Annotated in this window: 20 protein-coding genes; 16 read left to right on the top strand and 4 right to left on the bottom strand. The window is 53.4% G+C overall.

Annotated elements, in window-relative coordinates; genetic code table 11:
* Window positions 1-8: 8 nt before the first annotated feature.
* The 4 genes from BJU60_RS02625 to hfq all read left to right on the top strand — a co-directional run bounded on the left by BJU60_RS02625 (window position 9) and on the right by hfq (window position 3,740).
* Window positions 9-1,538: a M4 family metallopeptidase gene (locus BJU60_RS02625; protein ID WP_070327359.1), complete on the top strand. Its 1,530-nt coding sequence runs from the start codon at window positions 9-11 to the stop codon at window positions 1,536-1,538.
* Window positions 1,539-1,697: 159 nt separating this feature from the next.
* Window positions 1,698-2,291, top strand: coding sequence for an AmiS/UreI family transporter (locus tag BJU60_RS02620; RefSeq protein ID WP_070327358.1), 594 nt, complete (start codon window positions 1,698-1,700; stop codon window positions 2,289-2,291).
* A gap of 237 nt (window positions 2,292-2,528) precedes the next feature.
* Window positions 2,529-3,479 carry a tRNA (adenosine(37)-N6)-dimethylallyltransferase MiaA gene (miaA, locus tag BJU60_RS02615; RefSeq protein WP_070327357.1) on the top strand — a complete coding sequence of 317 codons (951 nt, stop codon included), beginning with the start codon at window positions 2,529-2,531 and terminating at the stop codon, window positions 3,477-3,479.
* 12 nt (window positions 3,480-3,491) lie between these two features.
* Window positions 3,492-3,740: an RNA chaperone Hfq gene (gene hfq, locus BJU60_RS02610; protein ID WP_016509830.1), complete on the top strand. Its 249-nt coding sequence runs from the start codon at window positions 3,492-3,494 to the stop codon at window positions 3,738-3,740.
* A gap of 41 nt (window positions 3,741-3,781) precedes the next feature.
* On the opposite strand, the gene BJU60_RS02605 is transcribed toward hfq, so the two are convergent.
* Window positions 3,782-4,294 carry a hypothetical protein gene (locus tag BJU60_RS02605; protein ID WP_236633493.1) on the bottom strand — a complete coding sequence of 171 codons (513 nt, stop codon included), beginning with the start codon at window positions 4,292-4,294 and terminating at the stop codon, window positions 3,782-3,784.
* Window positions 4,295-4,451: 157 nt separating this feature from the next.
* On the opposite strand from BJU60_RS02605, the gene BJU60_RS02600 reads away from it, so the two are divergent.
* From BJU60_RS02600 to BJU60_RS02575, 6 genes are all read left to right on the top strand, one after another.
* Window positions 4,452-5,633 carry a DNA-binding protein gene (locus BJU60_RS02600; protein WP_236633494.1) on the top strand — a complete coding sequence of 394 codons (1,182 nt, stop codon included), beginning with the start codon at window positions 4,452-4,454 and terminating at the stop codon, window positions 5,631-5,633.
* Window positions 5,634-5,648: 15 nt separating this feature from the next.
* A complete protein-coding gene (locus BJU60_RS02595; RefSeq protein WP_070327354.1) occupies window positions 5,649-6,584 on the top strand; it encodes a CobW family GTP-binding protein in 936 nt (311 codons plus the stop codon).
* Window positions 6,581-7,363 (top strand): 5'-3' exonuclease, encoded by a 783-nt coding sequence (locus tag BJU60_RS02590; protein ID WP_070327353.1) that lies wholly within the window; start codon window positions 6,581-6,583, stop codon window positions 7,361-7,363. Before BJU60_RS02595 ends, BJU60_RS02590 begins: the two co-directional genes overlap by 4 nt.
* On the top strand, window positions 7,344-7,733 hold the full coding sequence (locus BJU60_RS02585) for a reverse transcriptase-like protein (RefSeq protein ID WP_070327352.1): 390 nt from the start codon (window positions 7,344-7,346) through the stop codon (window positions 7,731-7,733). Before BJU60_RS02590 ends, BJU60_RS02585 begins: the two co-directional genes overlap by 20 nt.
* A gap of 111 nt (window positions 7,734-7,844) precedes the next feature.
* Entirely contained in the window at window positions 7,845-9,245 is a 1,401-nt protein-coding gene (fumC, locus tag BJU60_RS02580) for a class II fumarate hydratase (RefSeq protein WP_070327351.1), read from the top strand.
* Between the two features lie 171 nt (window positions 9,246-9,416).
* Window positions 9,417-10,907: a GGDEF domain-containing protein gene (locus BJU60_RS02575; RefSeq protein ID WP_070327350.1), complete on the top strand. Its 1,491-nt coding sequence runs from the start codon at window positions 9,417-9,419 to the stop codon at window positions 10,905-10,907.
* 14 nt (window positions 10,908-10,921) lie between these two features.
* On the opposite strand, the gene BJU60_RS02570 is transcribed toward BJU60_RS02575, so the two are convergent.
* Together BJU60_RS02570 and BJU60_RS02565 are read right to left on the bottom strand one after the other, a co-directional pair.
* A complete protein-coding gene (locus tag BJU60_RS02570) occupies window positions 10,922-11,407 on the bottom strand; it encodes a dihydrofolate reductase (RefSeq protein ID WP_070327349.1) in 486 nt (161 codons plus the stop codon).
* Window positions 11,404-12,198 (bottom strand): thymidylate synthase, encoded by a 795-nt coding sequence (locus BJU60_RS02565; RefSeq protein ID WP_070327348.1) that lies wholly within the window; start codon window positions 12,196-12,198, stop codon window positions 11,404-11,406. Before BJU60_RS02565 ends, BJU60_RS02570 begins: the two co-directional genes overlap by 4 nt.
* A gap of 173 nt (window positions 12,199-12,371) precedes the next feature.
* On the opposite strand from BJU60_RS02565, the gene BJU60_RS02560 reads away from it, so the two are divergent.
* The 3 genes from BJU60_RS02560 (at window position 12,372) to BJU60_RS02550 (ending at window position 14,853) form a co-directional block, all read left to right on the top strand.
* Window positions 12,372-12,896, top strand: a complete 525-nt coding sequence (locus BJU60_RS02560; protein WP_070327347.1) for a type 1 glutamine amidotransferase domain-containing protein — start codon at window positions 12,372-12,374, stop codon at window positions 12,894-12,896.
* Between the two features lie 27 nt (window positions 12,897-12,923).
* Entirely contained in the window at window positions 12,924-13,658 is a 735-nt protein-coding gene (locus BJU60_RS02555) for a Bax inhibitor-1/YccA family protein (RefSeq protein ID WP_083273956.1), read from the top strand.
* A 79-nt stretch (window positions 13,659-13,737) separates the two neighbouring features.
* Window positions 13,738-14,853, top strand: a complete 1,116-nt coding sequence (locus BJU60_RS02550) for an NAD(P)/FAD-dependent oxidoreductase (RefSeq protein ID WP_070327346.1) — start codon at window positions 13,738-13,740, stop codon at window positions 14,851-14,853.
* Window positions 14,854-14,889: 36 nt separating this feature from the next.
* Here the strand turns inward: BJU60_RS02550 and BJU60_RS02545 are convergent, their stop codons facing one another.
* Window positions 14,890-15,465 carry a TetR/AcrR family transcriptional regulator gene (locus tag BJU60_RS02545; protein WP_254281626.1) on the bottom strand — a complete coding sequence of 192 codons (576 nt, stop codon included), beginning with the start codon at window positions 15,463-15,465 and terminating at the stop codon, window positions 14,890-14,892.
* Between the two features lie 111 nt (window positions 15,466-15,576).
* Between BJU60_RS02545 and BJU60_RS02540 the strand changes: the two genes are divergently transcribed.
* From BJU60_RS02540 to BJU60_RS02530, 3 genes are all read left to right on the top strand, one after another.
* Entirely contained in the window at window positions 15,577-16,449 is an 873-nt protein-coding gene (locus tag BJU60_RS02540) for an ABC transporter ATP-binding protein (protein WP_201740699.1), read from the top strand.
* Window positions 16,450-17,235, top strand: coding sequence for an ABC transporter permease subunit (locus BJU60_RS02535; RefSeq protein WP_070327343.1), 786 nt, complete (start codon window positions 16,450-16,452; stop codon window positions 17,233-17,235).
* A gap of 64 nt (window positions 17,236-17,299) precedes the next feature.
* Entirely contained in the window at window positions 17,300-18,112 is an 813-nt protein-coding gene (locus BJU60_RS02530; protein WP_070327342.1) for an aldo/keto reductase, read from the top strand.
* Window position 18,113: the final 1 nt, after the last annotated feature.

The raw sequence follows: 18,113 nt of genomic DNA, 5'->3' as shown, positions 1-18,113 counted from the left end.
AAACACATATGAAAAAAGTTTTATCGACATCATTGATCGCAGGCGTCTTACTCGTTCCACAATTCGCCGGGGCGGCAGAACTGAAGACAGGCACGTTGACAAAACCATCGACTGAGGCGCCGGCGACGATCGTCAAAGAGTTCGCCAAAGCGAAAGGAGAATTCAAAACGATCGAATCGAAGCGCGACAAAGTCGGACAAGTCGTCAAACTCCAACAGACGGTGGACGGTGTTCCCGTATTCGGCGGTATCGTCGTCGGAGTGGTCGACGAGGCCGGGCAATTGAAGACGGTCGTCGATGACACGAAACAACTGAAAGGACTACATAAATCGATCAAACTGAACGAACGAAAAGCAGTCGCCCGCTATAAAGAACTTGTCGGTCATACAGGCGCCTACGAGCTCGAGCCGGCAGCGGAACTCGTCATCTACCCGAACAAAGGTGAAGCGGCTTATGCCTATGAGGTGACCGGGACGATCCTCGATGCTGAGGAACCATCACGTTGGACGTACTTCATCGATGCGTCGAGCGGCGAGGTGTTGAACAAATACAACCAGTTGGCCCACGCCAAACCGGCGAACGGCGTCACAGGAACGTCGTTTACCGGAACGGGCATCGACGTGCTCGGACAGAGCCAAACGTTCAAGACGACGAAGAGCGGTTCATATTACTATTTACAAGACTCGACGCGCGGTAAAGGCATCTACACGTACGATGCCGGCAACCGGACACGTCTTCCCGGATCACTTTGGGCCGACGTCGATAACGTCTTGAACACGACGTATGACCGGGCCGCGGTCAGTGCGCACGTGAATGCGACGAAAACGTACGATTTCTTCAAAAACACTTACGGCCGCAATAGTTACGACAACAACGGGGCGGCCCTCAACTCGACGGTCCATTACAGCCGCAGTTACAACAACGCGTTCTGGGACGGCAGCAAGATGGTTTACGGGGACGGGGATGGACAGACGTTCACGTACCTCTCGGGTGCGCTCGATGTCGTCGCCCACGAGTTGTCACACGCCGTCACCGAGTACACGGCCGGTTTGATCTACCAGAACGAATCGGGTGCGATCAACGAAGCGGTGTCTGATATCTTTGGTACGGTCGCCGAATACAGTGTCGGATCGAACTTTGACTGGTTGGTCGGGGAGGATATCTACACGCCAGGCGTTGCAGGGGACGCTCTACGTTCGATGTCGAACCCGGCCGCTTACGGTGACCCGGATCACTATTCGGTGCGTTATACAGGAACGCAAGACAATGGCGGTGTCCATATCAACTCAGGAATCGTCAATAAAGCGGCCTACTTGTTAGGGAATGGCGGATCGCATTACGGTGTCTCGGTCCAAGGTGTCGGCGTCATGGAGATGGGGGACATCTACTACCGCGCCCTCACGGTCTACTTGACACCGACTTCGAACTTCTCGAGTCTTCGCCAAGCGGTCGTCCAATCGGCTAAAGACCTTTACGGTTCGACGAGCACACAAGCCGTTGCTGCCGCGAAATCGTTTGACGCGGTCGGCATCTACTAAGCTGAAAAACATCTCTTCCCACGTGGAAGAGATGTTTTTAGTTTGGAAGGTGAGTCCACCCTGTGAACGAATCATTTCCCTCTTGCGTTGAAAGCGAATCCAATGTACAGTGGACGTATCGAATCAGACGTCAGACATCTATACAAAGGAGCAATCATTGTGGGGAATATTAGTTTGTTGTTCGGCGGCGTGGCACTGTTCATTAACAGCCTCGTCCTGTTTGGGAAAGTCGATATGAAAAGTGCCGGGGTGTTCAGCCTGTTCACCGGTATGTTCCAGGCGTTCATCGCGACATGGCTCGTCATCGGGGCGAGCCCGTCAGAACTGTTTGGATACGCAGGTATTTACTTGTTCGCATTCACGTATTTGTACGTCGGTGTGACGTTCATCTTTAACTTGGACGGACGCGGTGTCGGCTGGTTCTCACTGTTCGTCGCGATTTCGGCACTATTTTACGCCGTCGTCGGGTTCGCGAACGGTGACAGCATGGGCGCGGTGACGTGGTTGTTCTGGTCGTTCCTTTGGGGATTGTTCTTCTATGGGATGGCGCTGGAACGAGCGAGCGACGGCGTGACAGCACGCGTCGCCTTCGTCCTCGCTTGGTTGACGTTGATCGTACCCGCATTGCTCGGCTTGGCCAATTTGATGACGCCGCTCTATGACGTCATTTGGTGGGCGGCGAGCGGTACGGCTGTTCTCTACTTTGCCTTCGCGATGTCGCGGTTCAAACGCCAAGTCGAGACGGCAAACTAAAAACGCTCATCCTGAGCGTTTTTAGTTTGCATGTTAAATTGTGTCTAAAGTGTGAAAAGTGGGAAAGGAGTAGGTAAAGGAGGCGGTCACAGATGAGTGATGGCTTGATTTTACTGCTCGGTTTATTAATCTGCGGTTGGATGCTGTTTGCGGTCGTGTTTGATGATACAATTAAAAGAAGAATTTGACGGGCCGTTTCCTTTTTAGGAACGGTCTTTCGTTTGAGGAGTGACAGAAATGAAAAAGACACCAGTCATCGTGATTGTCGGGCCGACGGCAGTCGGGAAGACGAAGACGGGCATCGAGCTCGCCAAGGCGTTCGACGGAGAAATCGTATCAGGCGACTCGGTCCAAGTGTACCGCGGAATGGATATCGGTTCCGCCAAAGTGACGGTCGAAGAGGCGGAAGGCGTACCGCATCATTTGATCGACATTTGTGACCCGGATGAAGCGATGAGCGTCGCCAAATTTCAACGTCTCGCCCGCGCGGCGATCGACGATATTTACTCGCGCGGGAAGGTGCCGATTGTAGTCGGTGGGACGGGCCTGTATATTCGGGCGATTTTATACGATTACGAGTTCACGGAGCGACCGGTCGATACGGAACTGCGTGCAGCGCTTGAAGCCGAAGCGGAAGCGCATGGCGCGGAGGCTTTGCACGACCGCTTGCGTGGCCTCGACCCGAGGCGCGCCGACATTATTCATCCAAATAATGTCCGCCGTGTCATCCGTGCCCTCGAAGTCGCGCTCTCAGGTGACGAGCAGGCAATGGATAGTGCCCCATCTGAGCACTACGATTACAAGTTGTTCGTCCTGCACGCCGATCGCGACGTCTTATATGAGCGGATCAATCATCGCGTCGATTTGATGATCGAAGCGGGTCTCATCGAAGAAGTCGAGCGCTTATTGCGTGCCGGGTACCGGGAGACACAGGCGCTACGGGCCATCGGCTATAAAGAAGTCGTGCCATACTTAGACGGGAAGCTGACGCGAGAGCGGATGACCGAGACGTTGAAACAACATACACGCCAGTTTGCAAAACGGCAATTAACGTGGTTCCGTCATCAATTTGATGGGATTTGGGTAGATATGGGAAAAAAATCATTTGAACTATCGTATAAAAATATCTATGATGAGGTTGAGGAGTTTTTTCGAAAATTCCGATTATTTGAACGAGACATAGACTAGGGGGAATGCAACATGAAGGCAAGCTATAACATCCAAGATCATTTTCTGAACCAATTGCGCAAAGAGATGGTTCCGACGACCGTGTTTTTAGTCAGTGGCTTCCAAATTCGCGGAGTCATCAAATCATTTGACAACTTCACAGTGATCGTCGAGTCGGAAGGGCGCCAACAGTTGATTTATAAACATGCGATTTCGACGTTCTCGCCAGCACGGAACGTCACGTTGTTCGAACCGGAAGCGGTCGAGATGACGGAAGGTTAATTAAAGCATAAGAAAAGAGCGGCCCGGGGACCGCTCTTTTCTTATGCCGTTTTTATGTTGCGGTCATCATGGAGCGCCTCGAGGACGCGATGGATGGCGCAGCCACCGAGCAACGAGTCGAGTTGCTCGCACATTTGGGCGGGACTCGACCGATACAAGTGCGTATACGTCCGTTTCCACGAGCGGTCGGCCGACTGGATGCGGACGAGCAGGTCGGCGTGACCGAGCTCTTTCAGCTTATCGATATTCATCCGGTTCGTCCGGGCGAAGGCAGATAAGACGACCGCTTTCGCGAGCGGTGTTTGCACCGGATACCCTGAGACGATTAAAGCGGCCATCGCCCCTTTCATCTCATGCGCGACTACCGAGTCGATGAGGTCGTCGTGCGTATATGGATTTCCAGCGTGACCGGCGACTGCCTGCTCAAGCTCATTGTCTGATACGGGACAGACCGCCCCTTCAAGGATACCGTCAATCGTTGGATGGACATCTGCATAACGTGCCGCTTCCCCTGTCGCGATCAACCGTTCATACGTGTCTAGTAGTGAAATCATCATCATTCCCCCTTTTTGTAACTACTTATATCGTAACAATATAGGTAAGCGCTTTCAATATATTCCTCGCAAGTTTCTGACCAGTAACGAAAGTATGTTCGCCTCGAACGATAAAACACGATACAATGGGCAAAGAGAAGAAAAAGGGGGTCATATCATGAATTATTATCAACAGATCGACGCGGTCGCGGGTGGTGGTACGTTCGACCGGGCCAGGTTTCAAGTTCCGAAAGTCGAGAAGTCGACGCTTCGGCTAACGGATTTGTCGGACGGGACACCGATTCAGACGAATGCGCTCGTCAGTTCGGTCGAGGTGCGGGAGGGGAAGTCTGGCGCCAAATGGTTGCAACTTAATTTGACGACGTCTGGCGGGCTGATCCGGGCCAAACACTGGCTGCGGGGAAACGAAGATCAACTGCTACCGATTTACGAATCGGGCGTGATCGCCTTAGAAGGAAAGATCGACGTCTATCCGAAGCCGGACGGCGCCAAATCGATCACGATCGATCGTGTCCAACCGATGTCCCGGGACGAGGCGGTGTCGCTCTTACCTGGACTTCCAGGCGACGAGACGTTCGATCAGTATGCCGAAGAGCTGTTCGCGATTTTGTCGACGCTGTCTCCGGACTATGAGGCGATCGCGTTGGCGCTCCTCGATCAATATTGGGACGATTTCGTATTGGCGCCGGCTGCGCTCTATCATCACCACAACTACGTCGGTGGACTGTTAAAACATACGGTCTGCATGCTGCGACTCGGCTACCGCATCCAAGAGCAAGACGATTATTTAGCGACTGCGTTCCGGATCATCAAAGAAGCGGAGCAGTTGCACAAAGTAGACGTATGGAATACGATGAACGGTGTTAAAGTCGAGCAGGCGTTCCGTGGGACGTTTGAGTCGCTCTATACGGCGTGTGAGGCGATGGCAGAACTGAAAGAACCGCTCCGCTGGGACGAGCTCGCGCTCGGTATCTTGTTCCATGATATCGGCAAGTTGTTCGAATACAGTCATCTGTTGTCGTCACCGAGACGGTTCGAGCAGCTGTTTTACGTCACCGGCACGAGTGAGACGACAGGGATCGCCATCAATCCGATGGGGAGTCTGGTCGGTCACATGCCATACGGAGGGCTGTTGTTCGAGAAGAGTCAGCAAGCCGCCGGCATCACGTTGCCGCTTGACGTCCACCACCGGATTTGGCATATGATCTTGTCCCACCACGGAAAACGGGAATGGGGTTCTAGCGTCCTGCCGGCCACGACCGAAGGGTGGCTGCTCCATTTGATCGACTTATTGGACGCTCGCTACGAGAAGTGGGCACGGGTCCACGAAAATTTATAAAGTGAGGTGCAAGGCATGATTCCCGTGCAATTAGTGACCGGCTTTCTAGGCGCCGGAAAAACGACATATATGAACCGTCTTTTAAAAGCGACGGACGAACGATTGCTCTTGATCGTCAACGAGCTCGGCTCGGTCAACATTGACGAACAATTGATCGTCAACATGGATCAAGAACAGATCGAACTGTCGAACGGTTGTATTTGTTGTTCGATCCAAAATGATTTGAGCAAGACGTTTTATCAACTCGCCTCGCGAGGCGAGTCGTTCGATCGCATCGTCATCGAGACGACAGGTGTTGCCGACCCGGCCCCAATCATCCAGACGATTTATTACGACGATTACTTACGCTCGCGCTTTAAACTGACGGCGATTTTGACCGTCGTCGATGCGAGCCAGATGGACCGCGAACTGTTCATCGAAGGTATCCATCAAATCGCCTATGCCGATGTGATCTTGCTCAACAAAGTCGATCTCGTCAGCGAGGCCGAGCTCGGTCGTGCCCACGGCCGGATTCGTGAATTGAACCCGACCGTACGTGTCATCGAGACCGAGCAGACGGTCGGAGCGTATGAGTTACTCGAGAACACGTTCCAGCTCTCCCGCATCGATGAACGTCTGCTCGGCGAGCTGACAGCCGGACATACGTCCGTCTCGACGCTGCGGGCCATCACGATCACGACCGACGTGCCGTTAAACCGCGAGCGGGTCACGCGTTACGTCAGAGAAGTGCTCATGCACTATGAACAAGACGTCTATCGTCTCAAAGCGATTGTCCGTATTGAAGGCGAGTCTTCAAAATTTGTCGTCCAGGCGACGAACCAGTTGATGGGCGCGACGTTCGCCAATGAACCGAGCGACGATACCCGGTCTGTTTTTGTCTGGATCGGCAAAGAACTTGACCGGGAAGCGCTTGAACGCGGGATGAAAGCTTGTGAGGTGAATGAACGATGAGGTTGATGCTAGTAGATGGATTTAACTTATTATCGCGTTATTATTTTGCGACCGAACGGCGCCGGGCGCTCGACCCCGAAGTGACGTTGAAAGGTTTGCTCCGTAAAGTCGACGGCTGGACGAACGAGTTTACCCATATCGCTTTCTTTTGGGACGGACCAAGAGAGACGACCCATCGGTTCGCCTTGTTTCCCGACTATAAGGCGACCCGGACCGGTCTGCCGGAACCGTTGTTTCATGATTACGTCAAACTGCGGGCCGCGCTCACGGAACGCGGCATCTTTCAGTCTGAGCTGGCCGGGTACGAGGCGGACGATTTGATAGGGGCCGTCGCGACGGCGTTCCCCGGGGAATCGTACATGTACTCGTCCGACCGGGACTTGCATCAACTGTTATCTTCGAACGTGTTTCAAATTGTCCCTAAAAAAGGCGAGGAACTGTTGATGAGCCGGGAATTGTTCGAAGCGACGTACGGGGTGAGACCGTTACAGTTCGTCGATGTGAAGGCGCTCCAAGGCGATGCGTCGGACAACATTCCGGGCGTCAAAGGGATCGGTCCGAAGACGGCGACGATCCTCGTGCAGTCATACGATACCGTCGAGCAATTATACGAGCTGTTGCGAACGGAACAGTTGCTTGAAGCACATCAAAAGTATGCGAAAAAATTGGACGGTCACGAAGAAGTCGCGTTGCTGTCGAAGCGTCTGTCACAAATCGATATCGACGCTCCGATCGAGACCGACTGGGAGGCGTACCGCTTTGGTTCACGTTTATTTTGACGCGGCCACGAATCAACAGACCGGGGAGAACGGGCTCGGTGTCTGGCTAAAGGCGACCGATGGGACGGTCGTTACGTTCACAGAGAAGCGGACCGGGCTATCGAGCGTTCAAGCCGAGCTCGCGGCACTCGTCTTCGCGCTCAAACAAGCTGAAGCGCTCGAAGGGGAGTCGACGTTCCTGTTTTATTCAGACGCCGAGACGATTGTGCGTGCGCTCGAGCAACGCTTTATGAAAGACAAATCGGTCAAACCGCTATTTCTTGAGGCGTTGATCGCCTACGACGAACTGCCGGTCACGTTCATCAAGTGGATCCCACGGGCAGACAACCGGGCTGACTCGGTCGCAAAGGCAGCGCTGCTTGGCAGATGAAGAAGTCGAGACGTGTCTCGACTTTTTTTCGATTCTCATAGGCGCACGTTTCTTTTTTGCAAAAATTTCGCTAAAATGAAAGCGTAGTCAAAAAAAGAGGGGGAATTTTTCATGGATTATCGGATCGAACGGGACACGATGGGGGAAATCAACGTCCCAGCTTCAGCAAAATGGGGAGCACAAACACAACGAAGCTTAGAGAACTTTAAAATCGGGACGGAGAAAATGCCGCTCGAAGTCGTTCATGCGTTCGCGATTCTGAAAAAAGGCGCGGCCTTGGCCAACGCTGAATTAGGGGTCCTCGAGCAGGGCAAGGCGGACATTATCGCCGAGGTCGCAGATGAGATTGTGGCGGGTGATCATGACGCCGAGTTCCCACTCGTCGTCTGGCAGACAGGATCAGGCACACAATCCAATATGAACGTCAACGAAGTGATCGCCCACTTGGCGAACGACAAGTTAAAAGCACGCGGGCAGACGCTGACGATTCATCCGAACGATGACGTCAACAAGTCACAAAGTTCAAACGACACGTATCCGACTGCGATGCATATCGCCGCCATCCTTGCCGTCGAGGATAAAGTCATTCCGGCGATTGAAGCGCTCCATGCGACGCTCGACAAGAAGGCCGAAACGTATATGGACGTCGTGAAGATCGGGCGCACCCACTTGCAGGACGCGACGCCGGTCACGCTCGGGCAAGAGATCAGCGGCTGGGTCCGCATGCTTGAACTATCGAAACAGATGATTGAACGGACGCTTGAACCGTTAACAGAACTCGCGCTCGGAGGGACAGCGGTCGGGACAGGCATCAACGCGCATCCGGATTTCGGTGAAGTTGTCGCTGCCAAAATTTCGACTGAGACCGGTAAACGTTTCGTGACGGCCGTGAACAAGTTCCACGCGCTCACGAGTCACGATCAACTCGTCTTCACGCACGGGGCGTTGAAGGCGCTCGCGATGGACGCGATGAAGATCGCCAACGACGTCCGCTGGCTCGCTTCTGGTCCTCGTGCCGGGATTGGCGAGATCACGATTCCTGAAAATGAACCGGGTAGCTCGATCATGCCTGGAAAAGTGAACCCGACGCAAAGTGAGGCGTTGACGATGGTCGCGGCCCAAGTTCTCGGCAACGATACGACGATCGGGTTCGGTGCGAGCCAAGGGAACTTCGAATTGAACGTCTTTAAGCCGGTCATCATGTACAACTTTTTACAGACGTGCCGTTTATTGACAGACAGCCTTCATTCGTTCGATGTGCACTGTGCCGTCGGGATTGAGCCGGATTTAGATGTGATTGCCCATAACGTTGAGCGCTCGCTTATGCTCGTCACGGCGTTGAATCCGCACATCGGCTATGAAAATGCTGCGAAGATTGCCAAGCATGCCCATAAAAAAGGCATCTCATTGAAGGAGTCAGCGCTCGAGACAGGTCTATTAACTGAAGAGCAGTTCGATCAGTGGATTCGTCCGGAAGAGATGACATCACCTAATCTAAAAGTTGGTAAATAACAGGGAGAGCGGTCGTTGAACCGCTCTTTTTTTTGATTTTATAGGACGTTTGAACTAGTTTAATGTCAAACAATAGGAATTAAATGAGGAAATAGTTGTATTTTCGTGGGTGAAGTCGCATAATCAGAGACAGAAGCGAATATCGGGGAGAACGAAACTGGGGGATCGGGCATGGAGCAACATCAACTCACAGATCGCGTATATGGAATTTTGGCGAAAATCACAGAAGCTAGACAGATTCAAAAAACCGAAATCGAATTTTTATTAGATTGGATGAAAACGGAAGTAAAAAACCGTCGACTCATGCATCTGCTTGAGATTTTTAGTCGGGTCGAGTCTGACGTGCGTGAACTGCCGCCCGTCTTGACGCAGTCAGAAGCGATTGCGTTGATTGCGCCGGTCAAACGTTATATTCATACGGTTTTGGGAATCGAACAAGAAGATGAAGACTTAGTATTGATTTTATCGGGTAGTTTCTCTACGTTTAGTCGCTACAAACCGAGAGTTGAAAAGTTAGGGGCGAGGCCGGTGTTTCTGCAGACGATCGCAGAAGCGGTCGAGTACGATTATGAAGACGTCCCGAAAGCGATCGTCATGGATGTCGAACTATGGTCTCACTTCCCAGAGCGAGACATTCAGTCGTTCGTCAGCAAAATGAAGAAACTCTATGTGCCGCTCATCGTCATCGGGACGAATGAGCATTATCGCTTGGCCGCTTATTCATACGGCTTTGATGATTACTGGGAATCGTGGATCCCGATGGAAGAACGGCTCGTCCGGCTCGGCTTACATATTGAAAAGGCACGGCTCGTCTCGAACGCGCTTCTCGTCGATGAATTGACGGGCGCTTTTAACCGTAAATACTTAAAAGCGACGTTCAGCCGGTTCGTCTCCCGCTTAGAACGTTCCGGAGAGAGCTTCACGCTCGCACTTTTAGACATCGATCACTTTAAGCAGTTAAATGACACGTTTGGCCATGCGTATGGCGACGAAGTGTTGCATCGCATCGCCGAAGAGATCCGTCTAGCCATCCGCTCGAGCGATGAGTTGATTCGGTACGGCGGCGAAGAGTTTTTGGTCATCCTTAACGTTTCCGACCGGACCGTCGTCGACGCGGTACTTGAACGGGTCAGGACGCGGATCGAGCAGATGGAGTTTCCTTATGAGCACCATGTCACCGTGTCGATCGGTTATACGCGCGTCTGCCAGACCGGGATGACGCTCGGAGAGTGGTGCGCCTATGCCGACGAGGCCTTGTATAAAGCGAAGCGTGACGGGCGTAACCGCATCATCCGTTATTCGTCTGCAGTTCGAGAAGAGAAGCGTCTCGCTTATGTGACGATGAGCCCGCAAAAATACGCCTCACTAGCCGAACAGCTGCCGAAACAGCATCGTCGCTACGAGGTCGTCTATCGACCGTACGACTTATACGCCTGTAACGATAACGTCGAGATGTTCATCTTAGACGAGTCGGGGTCGACCGCGACGAAAGGGACGCTATCGGCCGTGAAAGAACAACGCGGCAAGTATAGCCATATCCTTGCCGTCACGAAGCGAACGGCGACCGAGCTCGGGACGCTGTACGATGATTTGGCGGAGCAAGACCGTAACGACATCATCACAGAAAAAATTGAGCAATGGCTTGAAAAATTACCAGATTGAAAAAGACATCGATCTCATTCGATGTCTTTTTTGTCGTATTGGCGGAACGTGAAACTATAATCATGCCGCTCATCTTTCGGATGGAACTGTTCGTCCGTGACGATGAGATTTTGCGGCGTGAGCGGGTAATACGTGTCTGCCTCGAACGTCCCGTCGACTTCGGTAATATAGAAGCGTTCGGTGACTGGCATCGTCTGTTCATAAAGCGTCGCCCCGCCGATGACCAAGAAGTCCTCGGTGTCGCGCGCGGTGAGGATGCGATCGAGGTCGTGCCAGACTTCGACGTCGGGTGCTGAAAATTCACGGTTCGATGTGACGACGATGTTGCGCCGGTTCGGGAGCGCCCGGCCGATCGATTCAAACGTCTTTCGACCCATGACGACCGTCTGACCCATAGTGACGGCTTTGAAGTACTTCAAGTCGTCAGGCAGGCGCCAGAGCAAAGCGTTGTCTTTCCCGATTTCACGATTTGATCCACAAGCGACGACATGGATGATCATACGCTGACCGCTCCTTTAATGTGCGGGTGCGGGTCGTAACCGACGAGTTCAAAGTCCTCGAACCGGAAGTCCTCGATCGATGATACGTCACGCAAGATGTTCAGTTTCGGAAGCGGGCGCGTGTCACGCGTCAGCTGCAGCTGCACTTGCTCGAGGTGATTATGATAGATGTGCGCGTCACCGAGCGTGTGGACGAAATCGCCGACCTCAAGACCGGTCACGTGGGCGACCATGTGCGTCAACAAGGCGTATGACGCGATATTGAACGGCACGCCGAGGAACGTGTCGGCGCTGCGTTGATACAACTGGCACGACAGTTTGCCGTCGGCGACGTAAAACTGGAACAACAGATGGCACGGCGGGAGCGCCATGTCCTCGAGTTGACCAGGGTTCCAAGCAGACACGACGAGTCGACGAGAGTCGGGATTCGTCTTGATCTGTTCGATCACTTGGGCGAGTTGATCGACACTCGAGCCGTCTGGTTTCGGGAACGAGCGCCACTGGGCACCGTATACCGGGCCAAGATTGCCGTCCTCATCCGCCCATTCGTTCCAGATACGGACACCGTTGTCTTGTAGGTAACGGACGTTCGTGTCGCCAGAGATGAACCAAAGCAGTTCATGGATGATCGAGCGCGTATGTAATTTCTTTGTCGTGATGAGCGGGAACCCGTCCTGCAGGTTGAAGCGCATCTGATAGCCGAACACGCTCGTCGTTCCGGTACCGGTCCGGTCTTCTTTGACGACGCCGTGGTCGAGAATATGGTTACATAAGTCGTGGTATTGTTTCATGGTAGGTGTGCCCCCTTTTCAATCATTCATTTCTAACGTTATCACATCTACCACAAGATGTAGATGATTTCTTGACTGTAAAATCGATATACAGCTACGAGACAGTGATTATTCGTTTTCGGGATGTCCGATTTCGGGTATACTAGGGAAAGACAATTAAAGGGAGGGATTCGATGAAGTTACAAGGTATGAATATTTTGCAGATCGTCAGTGACGACTTTGAAGATTTAGAACTCTGGTATCCGGTCCATCGCTTACGTGAAGAAGGGGCGAACGTCATCCTCGCCGGCGAGAAAGCGGATCACGCTTATATTGGAAAGTATGGCGTCCCGGCAAAGTCCGACGTGGCGTTCGATGATGTCGACATCTCTTCATACGATGCATTGCTCGTCCCGGGCGGTTGGTCGCCCGACTTGTTGCGCCGTTTCGACTCGGTGAAAGGCTTCGTCCGCTACATGGATGAACAAAAGCGACCGATCGGTCAAATCTGTCACGCCGGCTGGGTATTGATCTCAGCCAATATCCTTCAAGGCGTCAACGTGACGAGTACGCCGGGCATTAAAGATGACATGGAAAACGCGGGCGCGATCTGGCACGATGAGCCGGTCGTCGTCGATGGCCATATCGTCTCGAGCCGTCGTCCGCCAGATCTGCCTGACTATATGCGAGAGTTCATCAAGGTCATGGCCAAAAACTGAAAAACGAATTAAAGGAGCTAGTCACAGTTGAACTTAAAATCTAACCCAATTCTCCGTAAATCGATGGAGTCGACGTCTTACAGCACGGAGCCGATGACGAAAGCCGGTACGTGGTCGAAAGTGTTCACGTTGCTCTTGCTCGTCACGGCCGCGGCTGGCACGACATGGCTGCTCGTGCCGACGATCGGTGAAGCGCTCTTGTTCCCACTTATGATCGGGTCGCTCATTCTCGGCTTGATCATGGCGCTCATCATCACGTTCAAACCGAACACGGCGCCTGTCGTCGCACCGCTGTACGGCATCGTCGAAGGTGTCTTCGTAGGTTCAATTTCGTATTTCTTTGAAGCGATGGCACCTGGCATCGTCGGCCGCGCCGTCTTGACGACGTTTATCGTCGCCTTCGCGATGTGGTTCGTCTATTCGACCGGGCTCGTCAAAGTGACGCAAAAGTTCCGGGCCGGTGTCACGGCTGCGATCTTCACGGTCATGCTGTTGTACCTCGTCCAGATCGGGATGAGTTTCTTCGGTTCCGGACTTCCGTTCATGACGGGGTCGTCACCGCTCGCGATCGGTGTCCAGTTCGTCATCGTCATCATCGCCTCACTCGCGCTCGTCCTCGACTTCGACTATATCGCTCGTCAAGTCGAAGACCGGGCACCGAAGCAGTTGGAATGGGTGGCGGCGTTCGGATTGATCGTGACGCTCGTCTGGCTCTATATCGAATTGCTCGATTTATTGTACCGCCTCGCGATGCGAGACTGATCATCGGCCTTGGGCCGATGATTTTTTTAGGAAGACAAGAAAGGATGTGACCGCCCCCGCAATCAAGGGGGCGCAACTTATGAAAAAAATAGTTATCATCGGTTCGGGCATCGTCGGTATCTCGGCCGCTTACCATTTGGCCGGAAAAGCCGACGTCACCGTCATCGATCGAAAAGAAGTGGGGCGGGCGACCGACGCGGCGGCGGGCATCGTCTGTCCGTGGATCGCCCAACGCCGCAATAAAGCCTGGTACGCGCTCGCCAAAGGCGGTGCCCGCTATTACAGTGACATCGTCGCCGAGTTACTGGCTGAAGGTGAGCGTGACACCGGCTATAAACGTGTCGGGACGCTTGCGTTACATGAAGACAAGAAGTTGAACGAGATGCTCGAGCGGACGACGCTGCGCCGGGACGAGGCACCCGAAATCGGTGAGTTGACAAGACTGTCCGCAGACGAGGCGGTTAACCTCTTCCCGCCACTGTCAGATGAATACGATGCGCTCCTCGTCGAAGGCGGGGCCCGTGTCGACGGCGAGAAATTGCGCGCGGCGCTAGAACGTGTCGCCATCAAACGGGGCGTGAAACTAGTCGACGGCTCTGCCGTTCTCGTTGAAGAAATCGGCTATCACGTCGAATGTGACGGGGTCCGCTACGACGCGGATGAAGTCATTTTGGCGTGTGGGGCCTGGTTGCCTGAACTGCTCGAGCCGATCGGCTACACGGCGCACGTCTCGGGGGAGAAAGCTCAGATCGTCCACGTTCAGCTACCAGACGTCGATGCGTCAGATTGGCCGGTCGTCATGCCGCCGCGGCGCCGGTATTTGCTCGGGTTCGAAGGGGGGCGGGTCGTCATCGGCTCGACCCATGAGCGGGGTAAGGCGTTCGACGCACGCCCGACGGCGATCGGTGTCCATGAAGTGCTCACAAAAGGGTTAGAGTCGGCACCCGGCTTAGCCGAAGCCGAATTGATCGAGACACGTGTCGGCTTCCGTCCGGTCACACCGAACTCGATCCCGGTCCTCGGCCGTGTGCCCGGGGCAGAGAACTTACTCGTCGCCAACGGTCTCGGTTCATCGGGCTTGACGGTCGGCCCGTTTATCGGCAAAGTGCTAGCTGACTTGGTGCTGACGGGAGACTGCGAACTTGATCTGTCGCTTTATCCGATAGAAGACCATGTCTACCGACAACTGCAGTAACCGAAACAGGCGACAATCCGCGGATTGTCGCCTGTTTTAATCACTTCGTCGCATGATCCCGTGCAAGAAAAAATGAAAATATTCCTGCATCGTCTCGGTCATTGCGTGTAAAGTGAAATCTGGATCTGATAAAACTGCCTGTTGCATCAAGCGAACGTAGCGAAGGTAAGCATCGGTCGATACGTCTGGGTCGATCGCCCCGGTCGTCTTGCCGTACTCGATCAAGCTTCGAAACGCGGCATAGCCACGGGCAGCGAGTTGCTGCCACGCCGGGTCGGCCGTGACGATTGATAACACCGCGTCATCGAACAATGCCGCCGATTCAATTTTCCGTCTTAATATCTCAATCAGTAACTCCTCGAACAGGATGTGTTCCCCGATGCGCTCCTCGATCCAGCCCATCTCATCTTCGGTGAGACGCGTGAGCACTTGAAGGACGACTTGTTCCTTCGAGCCGAAGTAATTGTAAATTGAGACAGGTGAGACTGAGGCAGAGCGGGCAAGTTCACTGATCGTGAAGCGTGACTGCTTCTCGCTCATCAGCGACTTGGCGGCGTCAAGTATGGCCCGTTGTTTCGTCTCCGTCCGTTTCGTAAAACCGTCCACCTTCATCCCTCTTCTCCATTGTTTTGTAATCAATATACCATTTCCATTTCAAAAAATAACGTGATATACTAGTTTTGTAATCATATCATGTTTATATTTCAAAAAGGAGAGGGCGAAATGATCCAAATTGAGAAGTTGACGAAACGGTTTGACCAGACGCACGGTATTTTCGATGTCTCATTCCGTGTCGAGCCCGGCACCGTTTTTGGCTTCATCGGTCCGAACGGGGCCGGGAAGTCGACGACGATTCGTCATTTGATGGGACTGCTCCACGCCGACTCAGGGAAAGCGACCGTGATGGGGCATGACTGTTGGAAGGAGACCGAGACGGTGAAGGCGCTCGTCGGCTATTTGCCAGGTGAGATCAACTACCCACAAGACATGACCGGGGAAGAAGTCATCCGTCTCACGAGACGCCTCCACGTGACGAGTGCGGAGCGGGAGCGTCAATTGCTCGACGTGTTCGCTTTCGATACGGGTTTGAAAGTCCGGAAGATGTCGAAAGGGATGAAGCAAAAACTCGCTATCGTCACGTGTTTCATGAAAGACGTTCCTGTATATGTCCTCGACGAGCCGACGAGCGGGCTCGACCCGCTCATGCAAGAGCGTCTCGTCGACTGGGTGCTCGCTGAAAAAGCGGCCGGGAAAGCGATTTTGATGAGCTCGCACCACTTCCCGGAAATGGAGAAGACGTGTGACCGGGCCGCCCTCATCCGCGACGGCCGGATGATCATCGAAGAAGAGATGGCGGAACTGAAACGGCGAAGCAAAAAGACGTATCGCATCGGCATGAAAGACGAGGCGGCGGCGATCAAATTGAGCGAACAGATCGGTACACGTGAACAGACATTCGTCACGGTATCGTTATCGACGTCAGAAGAGTTGAACGGCTTGATCGAGCTGCTCGCCCGACACGACATCGCGTCTTTGACGAGCGGCACCGACGAACTCGAGCACATGTTCATGCAATATTACGGGGAGGCGACTTAAATGGTACTCGTATCGTCACTGTTCAAGCAAAATCGGGGTTGGATATTAGGTTACGCGCTCGGGACGAGTGTGTACTTGTTCTTCTTGGCGGCCATCTTCCCATCGATTCAAGAGACCGGCCTGATCGAAGGGAAGCTCGATTCACTACCGCCAGAGCTGCTCGACGTGTTCAAGATCGACCCGAATCTCGCGATGGACAACGTCATCAACCTGCTCGCCGGGAACTATTATGGGCTCATCTTCTACGTGCTCGCCATCTTGTTCGCGTCAAGGCTCATGGCCAAACCGGTCGACTCGGGCGAGGTGATGCTCTACATGGCGGCCCCGATTTCAAGAAGCGGCTACGTGACGGCGAGTATCGCCTTGCTGGTCATCGCGACCGTCTTGTTCGTCGGGTTGAACGGGCTCAGCCTCATGCTCGCGAACGTGTTGTTCTACTTAAACATCGATAGCGGTCTGTTGTGGACGTTGCAACTCAACGCCGGTCTCATCTTGCTCGTCCTCGGATCGCTCGCTTACGTGCTCGCGAGCCTGTTCGATGACAGCACCCGGTCGTACATGGTCACAGGCGGCATCTTTTCAATCTTCTTGATTGCCAACATCTTCTCAGGCTTCAGCGATCAACTCGACTGGTTGCGAAACCTGTCGATCTTCTCTCTATTTGACGCGAACGCATTGATTCAAGGCGATTCGGTTTGGTTGTCGTTGTTTTGGCTGACAGCGCTGAACGTGTTGATCATCGTCTCCTGCTATGGCTGGTTCACACGGAAAGACTTGACGATTTAGTTTTTCGGAATAAGATGTCGGGTATGTTACAATCAGCTCGACAGATTAGAAAGGGGAATGATTTATGCAACTCGCAACGTTACGAAACGGCGTTCAAATCCCGATGATCGGATTTGGCGTCTGGCAAGTAGACAATGAGACCGAGGCACCGCAAGCTGTCGCCGAGGCGTTGAAAGTCGGGTACCGTCACATCGATACGGCGGCCGTCTATAAAAACGAAGAAGGCGTCGCCAAAGGGATTATGACTTCAGGCGTCAACCGCGCCGACATCTTTTTGACGTCGAAGATTTGGAACGAGGACATTCGTCAAGGACGGACGAAGGATGCGTTCGACGAGTCGCTCGCTCGCCTCGAGACCGACTATTTGGACTTGTGCCTGCTTCACTGGCCGGTCGACGGTTTCGTCGCCGCTTGGAAAGATCTTGTCGACTTGTATGAGGCCGGAAAAATCAAAGCGATCGGCGTCTCGAACTTCAAAGAGCATCATCTTGAAGCGTTGAAAGAAGCGGGTCTGATGACGCCACTCATCAACCAAGTTGAACTTCATCCGCAACTCCCGCAACCGGACCTCGTCGAGTACTGCCAAGATGAAGGCATTCAAATCGAGGCGTGGAGCCCGCTCATGCAAGGAAAATTCCTCGATGTCCCGGTGTTTGCCGAAATCGCTGACAAGCATGGGAAGACACCGGCCCAAGTCGTCCTCCGTTGGCACTTAGAGACAGGGAACGTCGCCTTGCCGAAATCGGTCACACCACACCGGATCGAAGAAAACTTCAACGTCTTCGACTTCACACTCGATGCGGACGATATGGCGAAAATCGATGCGGTCGCGACACATGAACGCATCGGTCCAGACCCTGACACTATTGAATTTTAAA

This window comes from Exiguobacterium aurantiacum, assembly GCF_001766415.1.
Lineage (GTDB): Bacteria > Bacillota > Bacilli > Exiguobacteriales > Exiguobacteriaceae > Exiguobacterium > Exiguobacterium aurantiacum_A.
The sequence above is the reverse complement of the archived record's forward strand: the minus strand, read 5'-3'. Positions and strand labels throughout refer to the sequence as shown.

Bases quoted from the DNA above. Each gene is read 5' to 3' on its own strand.
- BJU60_RS02625 (WP_070327359.1), top strand. From the start codon at position 9: ATGAAAAAAGTTTTATCGACATCATTGATCGCAGGCGTCTTACTCGTT.
- miaA (WP_070327357.1), top strand. From the start codon at position 2,529: ATGAAAAAGACACCAGTCATCGTGATTGTCGGGCCGACGGCAGTCGGG.
- hfq (WP_016509830.1), top strand. From the start codon at position 3,492: ATGAAGGCAAGCTATAACATCCAAGATCATTTTCTGAACCAATTGCGC.
- BJU60_RS02605 (WP_236633493.1), bottom strand. From the start codon at position 4,294: ATGATTTCACTACTAGACACGTATGAACGGTTGATCGCGACAGGGGAA.
- BJU60_RS02600 (WP_236633494.1), top strand. From the start codon at position 4,452: ATGAATTATTATCAACAGATCGACGCGGTCGCGGGTGGTGGTACGTTC.
- BJU60_RS02595 (WP_070327354.1), top strand. From the start codon at position 5,649: ATGATTCCCGTGCAATTAGTGACCGGCTTTCTAGGCGCCGGAAAAACG.
- BJU60_RS02590 (WP_070327353.1), top strand. From the start codon at position 6,581: ATGAGGTTGATGCTAGTAGATGGATTTAACTTATTATCGCGTTATTAT.
- fumC (WP_070327351.1), top strand. From the start codon at position 7,845: ATGGATTATCGGATCGAACGGGACACGATGGGGGAAATCAACGTCCCA.
- BJU60_RS02575 (WP_070327350.1), top strand. From the start codon at position 9,417: ATGGAGCAACATCAACTCACAGATCGCGTATATGGAATTTTGGCGAAA.
- BJU60_RS02570 (WP_070327349.1), bottom strand. From the start codon at position 11,407: ATGATCATCCATGTCGTCGCTTGTGGATCAAATCGTGAAATCGGGAAA.
- BJU60_RS02565 (WP_070327348.1), bottom strand. From the start codon at position 12,198: ATGAAACAATACCACGACTTATGTAACCATATTCTCGACCACGGCGTC.
- BJU60_RS02560 (WP_070327347.1), top strand. From the start codon at position 12,372: ATGAAGTTACAAGGTATGAATATTTTGCAGATCGTCAGTGACGACTTT.
- BJU60_RS02550 (WP_070327346.1), top strand. From the start codon at position 13,738: ATGAAAAAAATAGTTATCATCGGTTCGGGCATCGTCGGTATCTCGGCC.
- BJU60_RS02545 (WP_254281626.1), bottom strand. From the start codon at position 15,465: ATGAAGGTGGACGGTTTTACGAAACGGACGGAGACGAAACAACGGGCC.
- BJU60_RS02540 (WP_201740699.1), top strand. From the start codon at position 15,577: ATGATCCAAATTGAGAAGTTGACGAAACGGTTTGACCAGACGCACGGT.
- BJU60_RS02535 (WP_070327343.1), top strand. From the start codon at position 16,450: ATGGTACTCGTATCGTCACTGTTCAAGCAAAATCGGGGTTGGATATTA.
- BJU60_RS02530 (WP_070327342.1), top strand. From the start codon at position 17,300: ATGCAACTCGCAACGTTACGAAACGGCGTTCAAATCCCGATGATCGGA.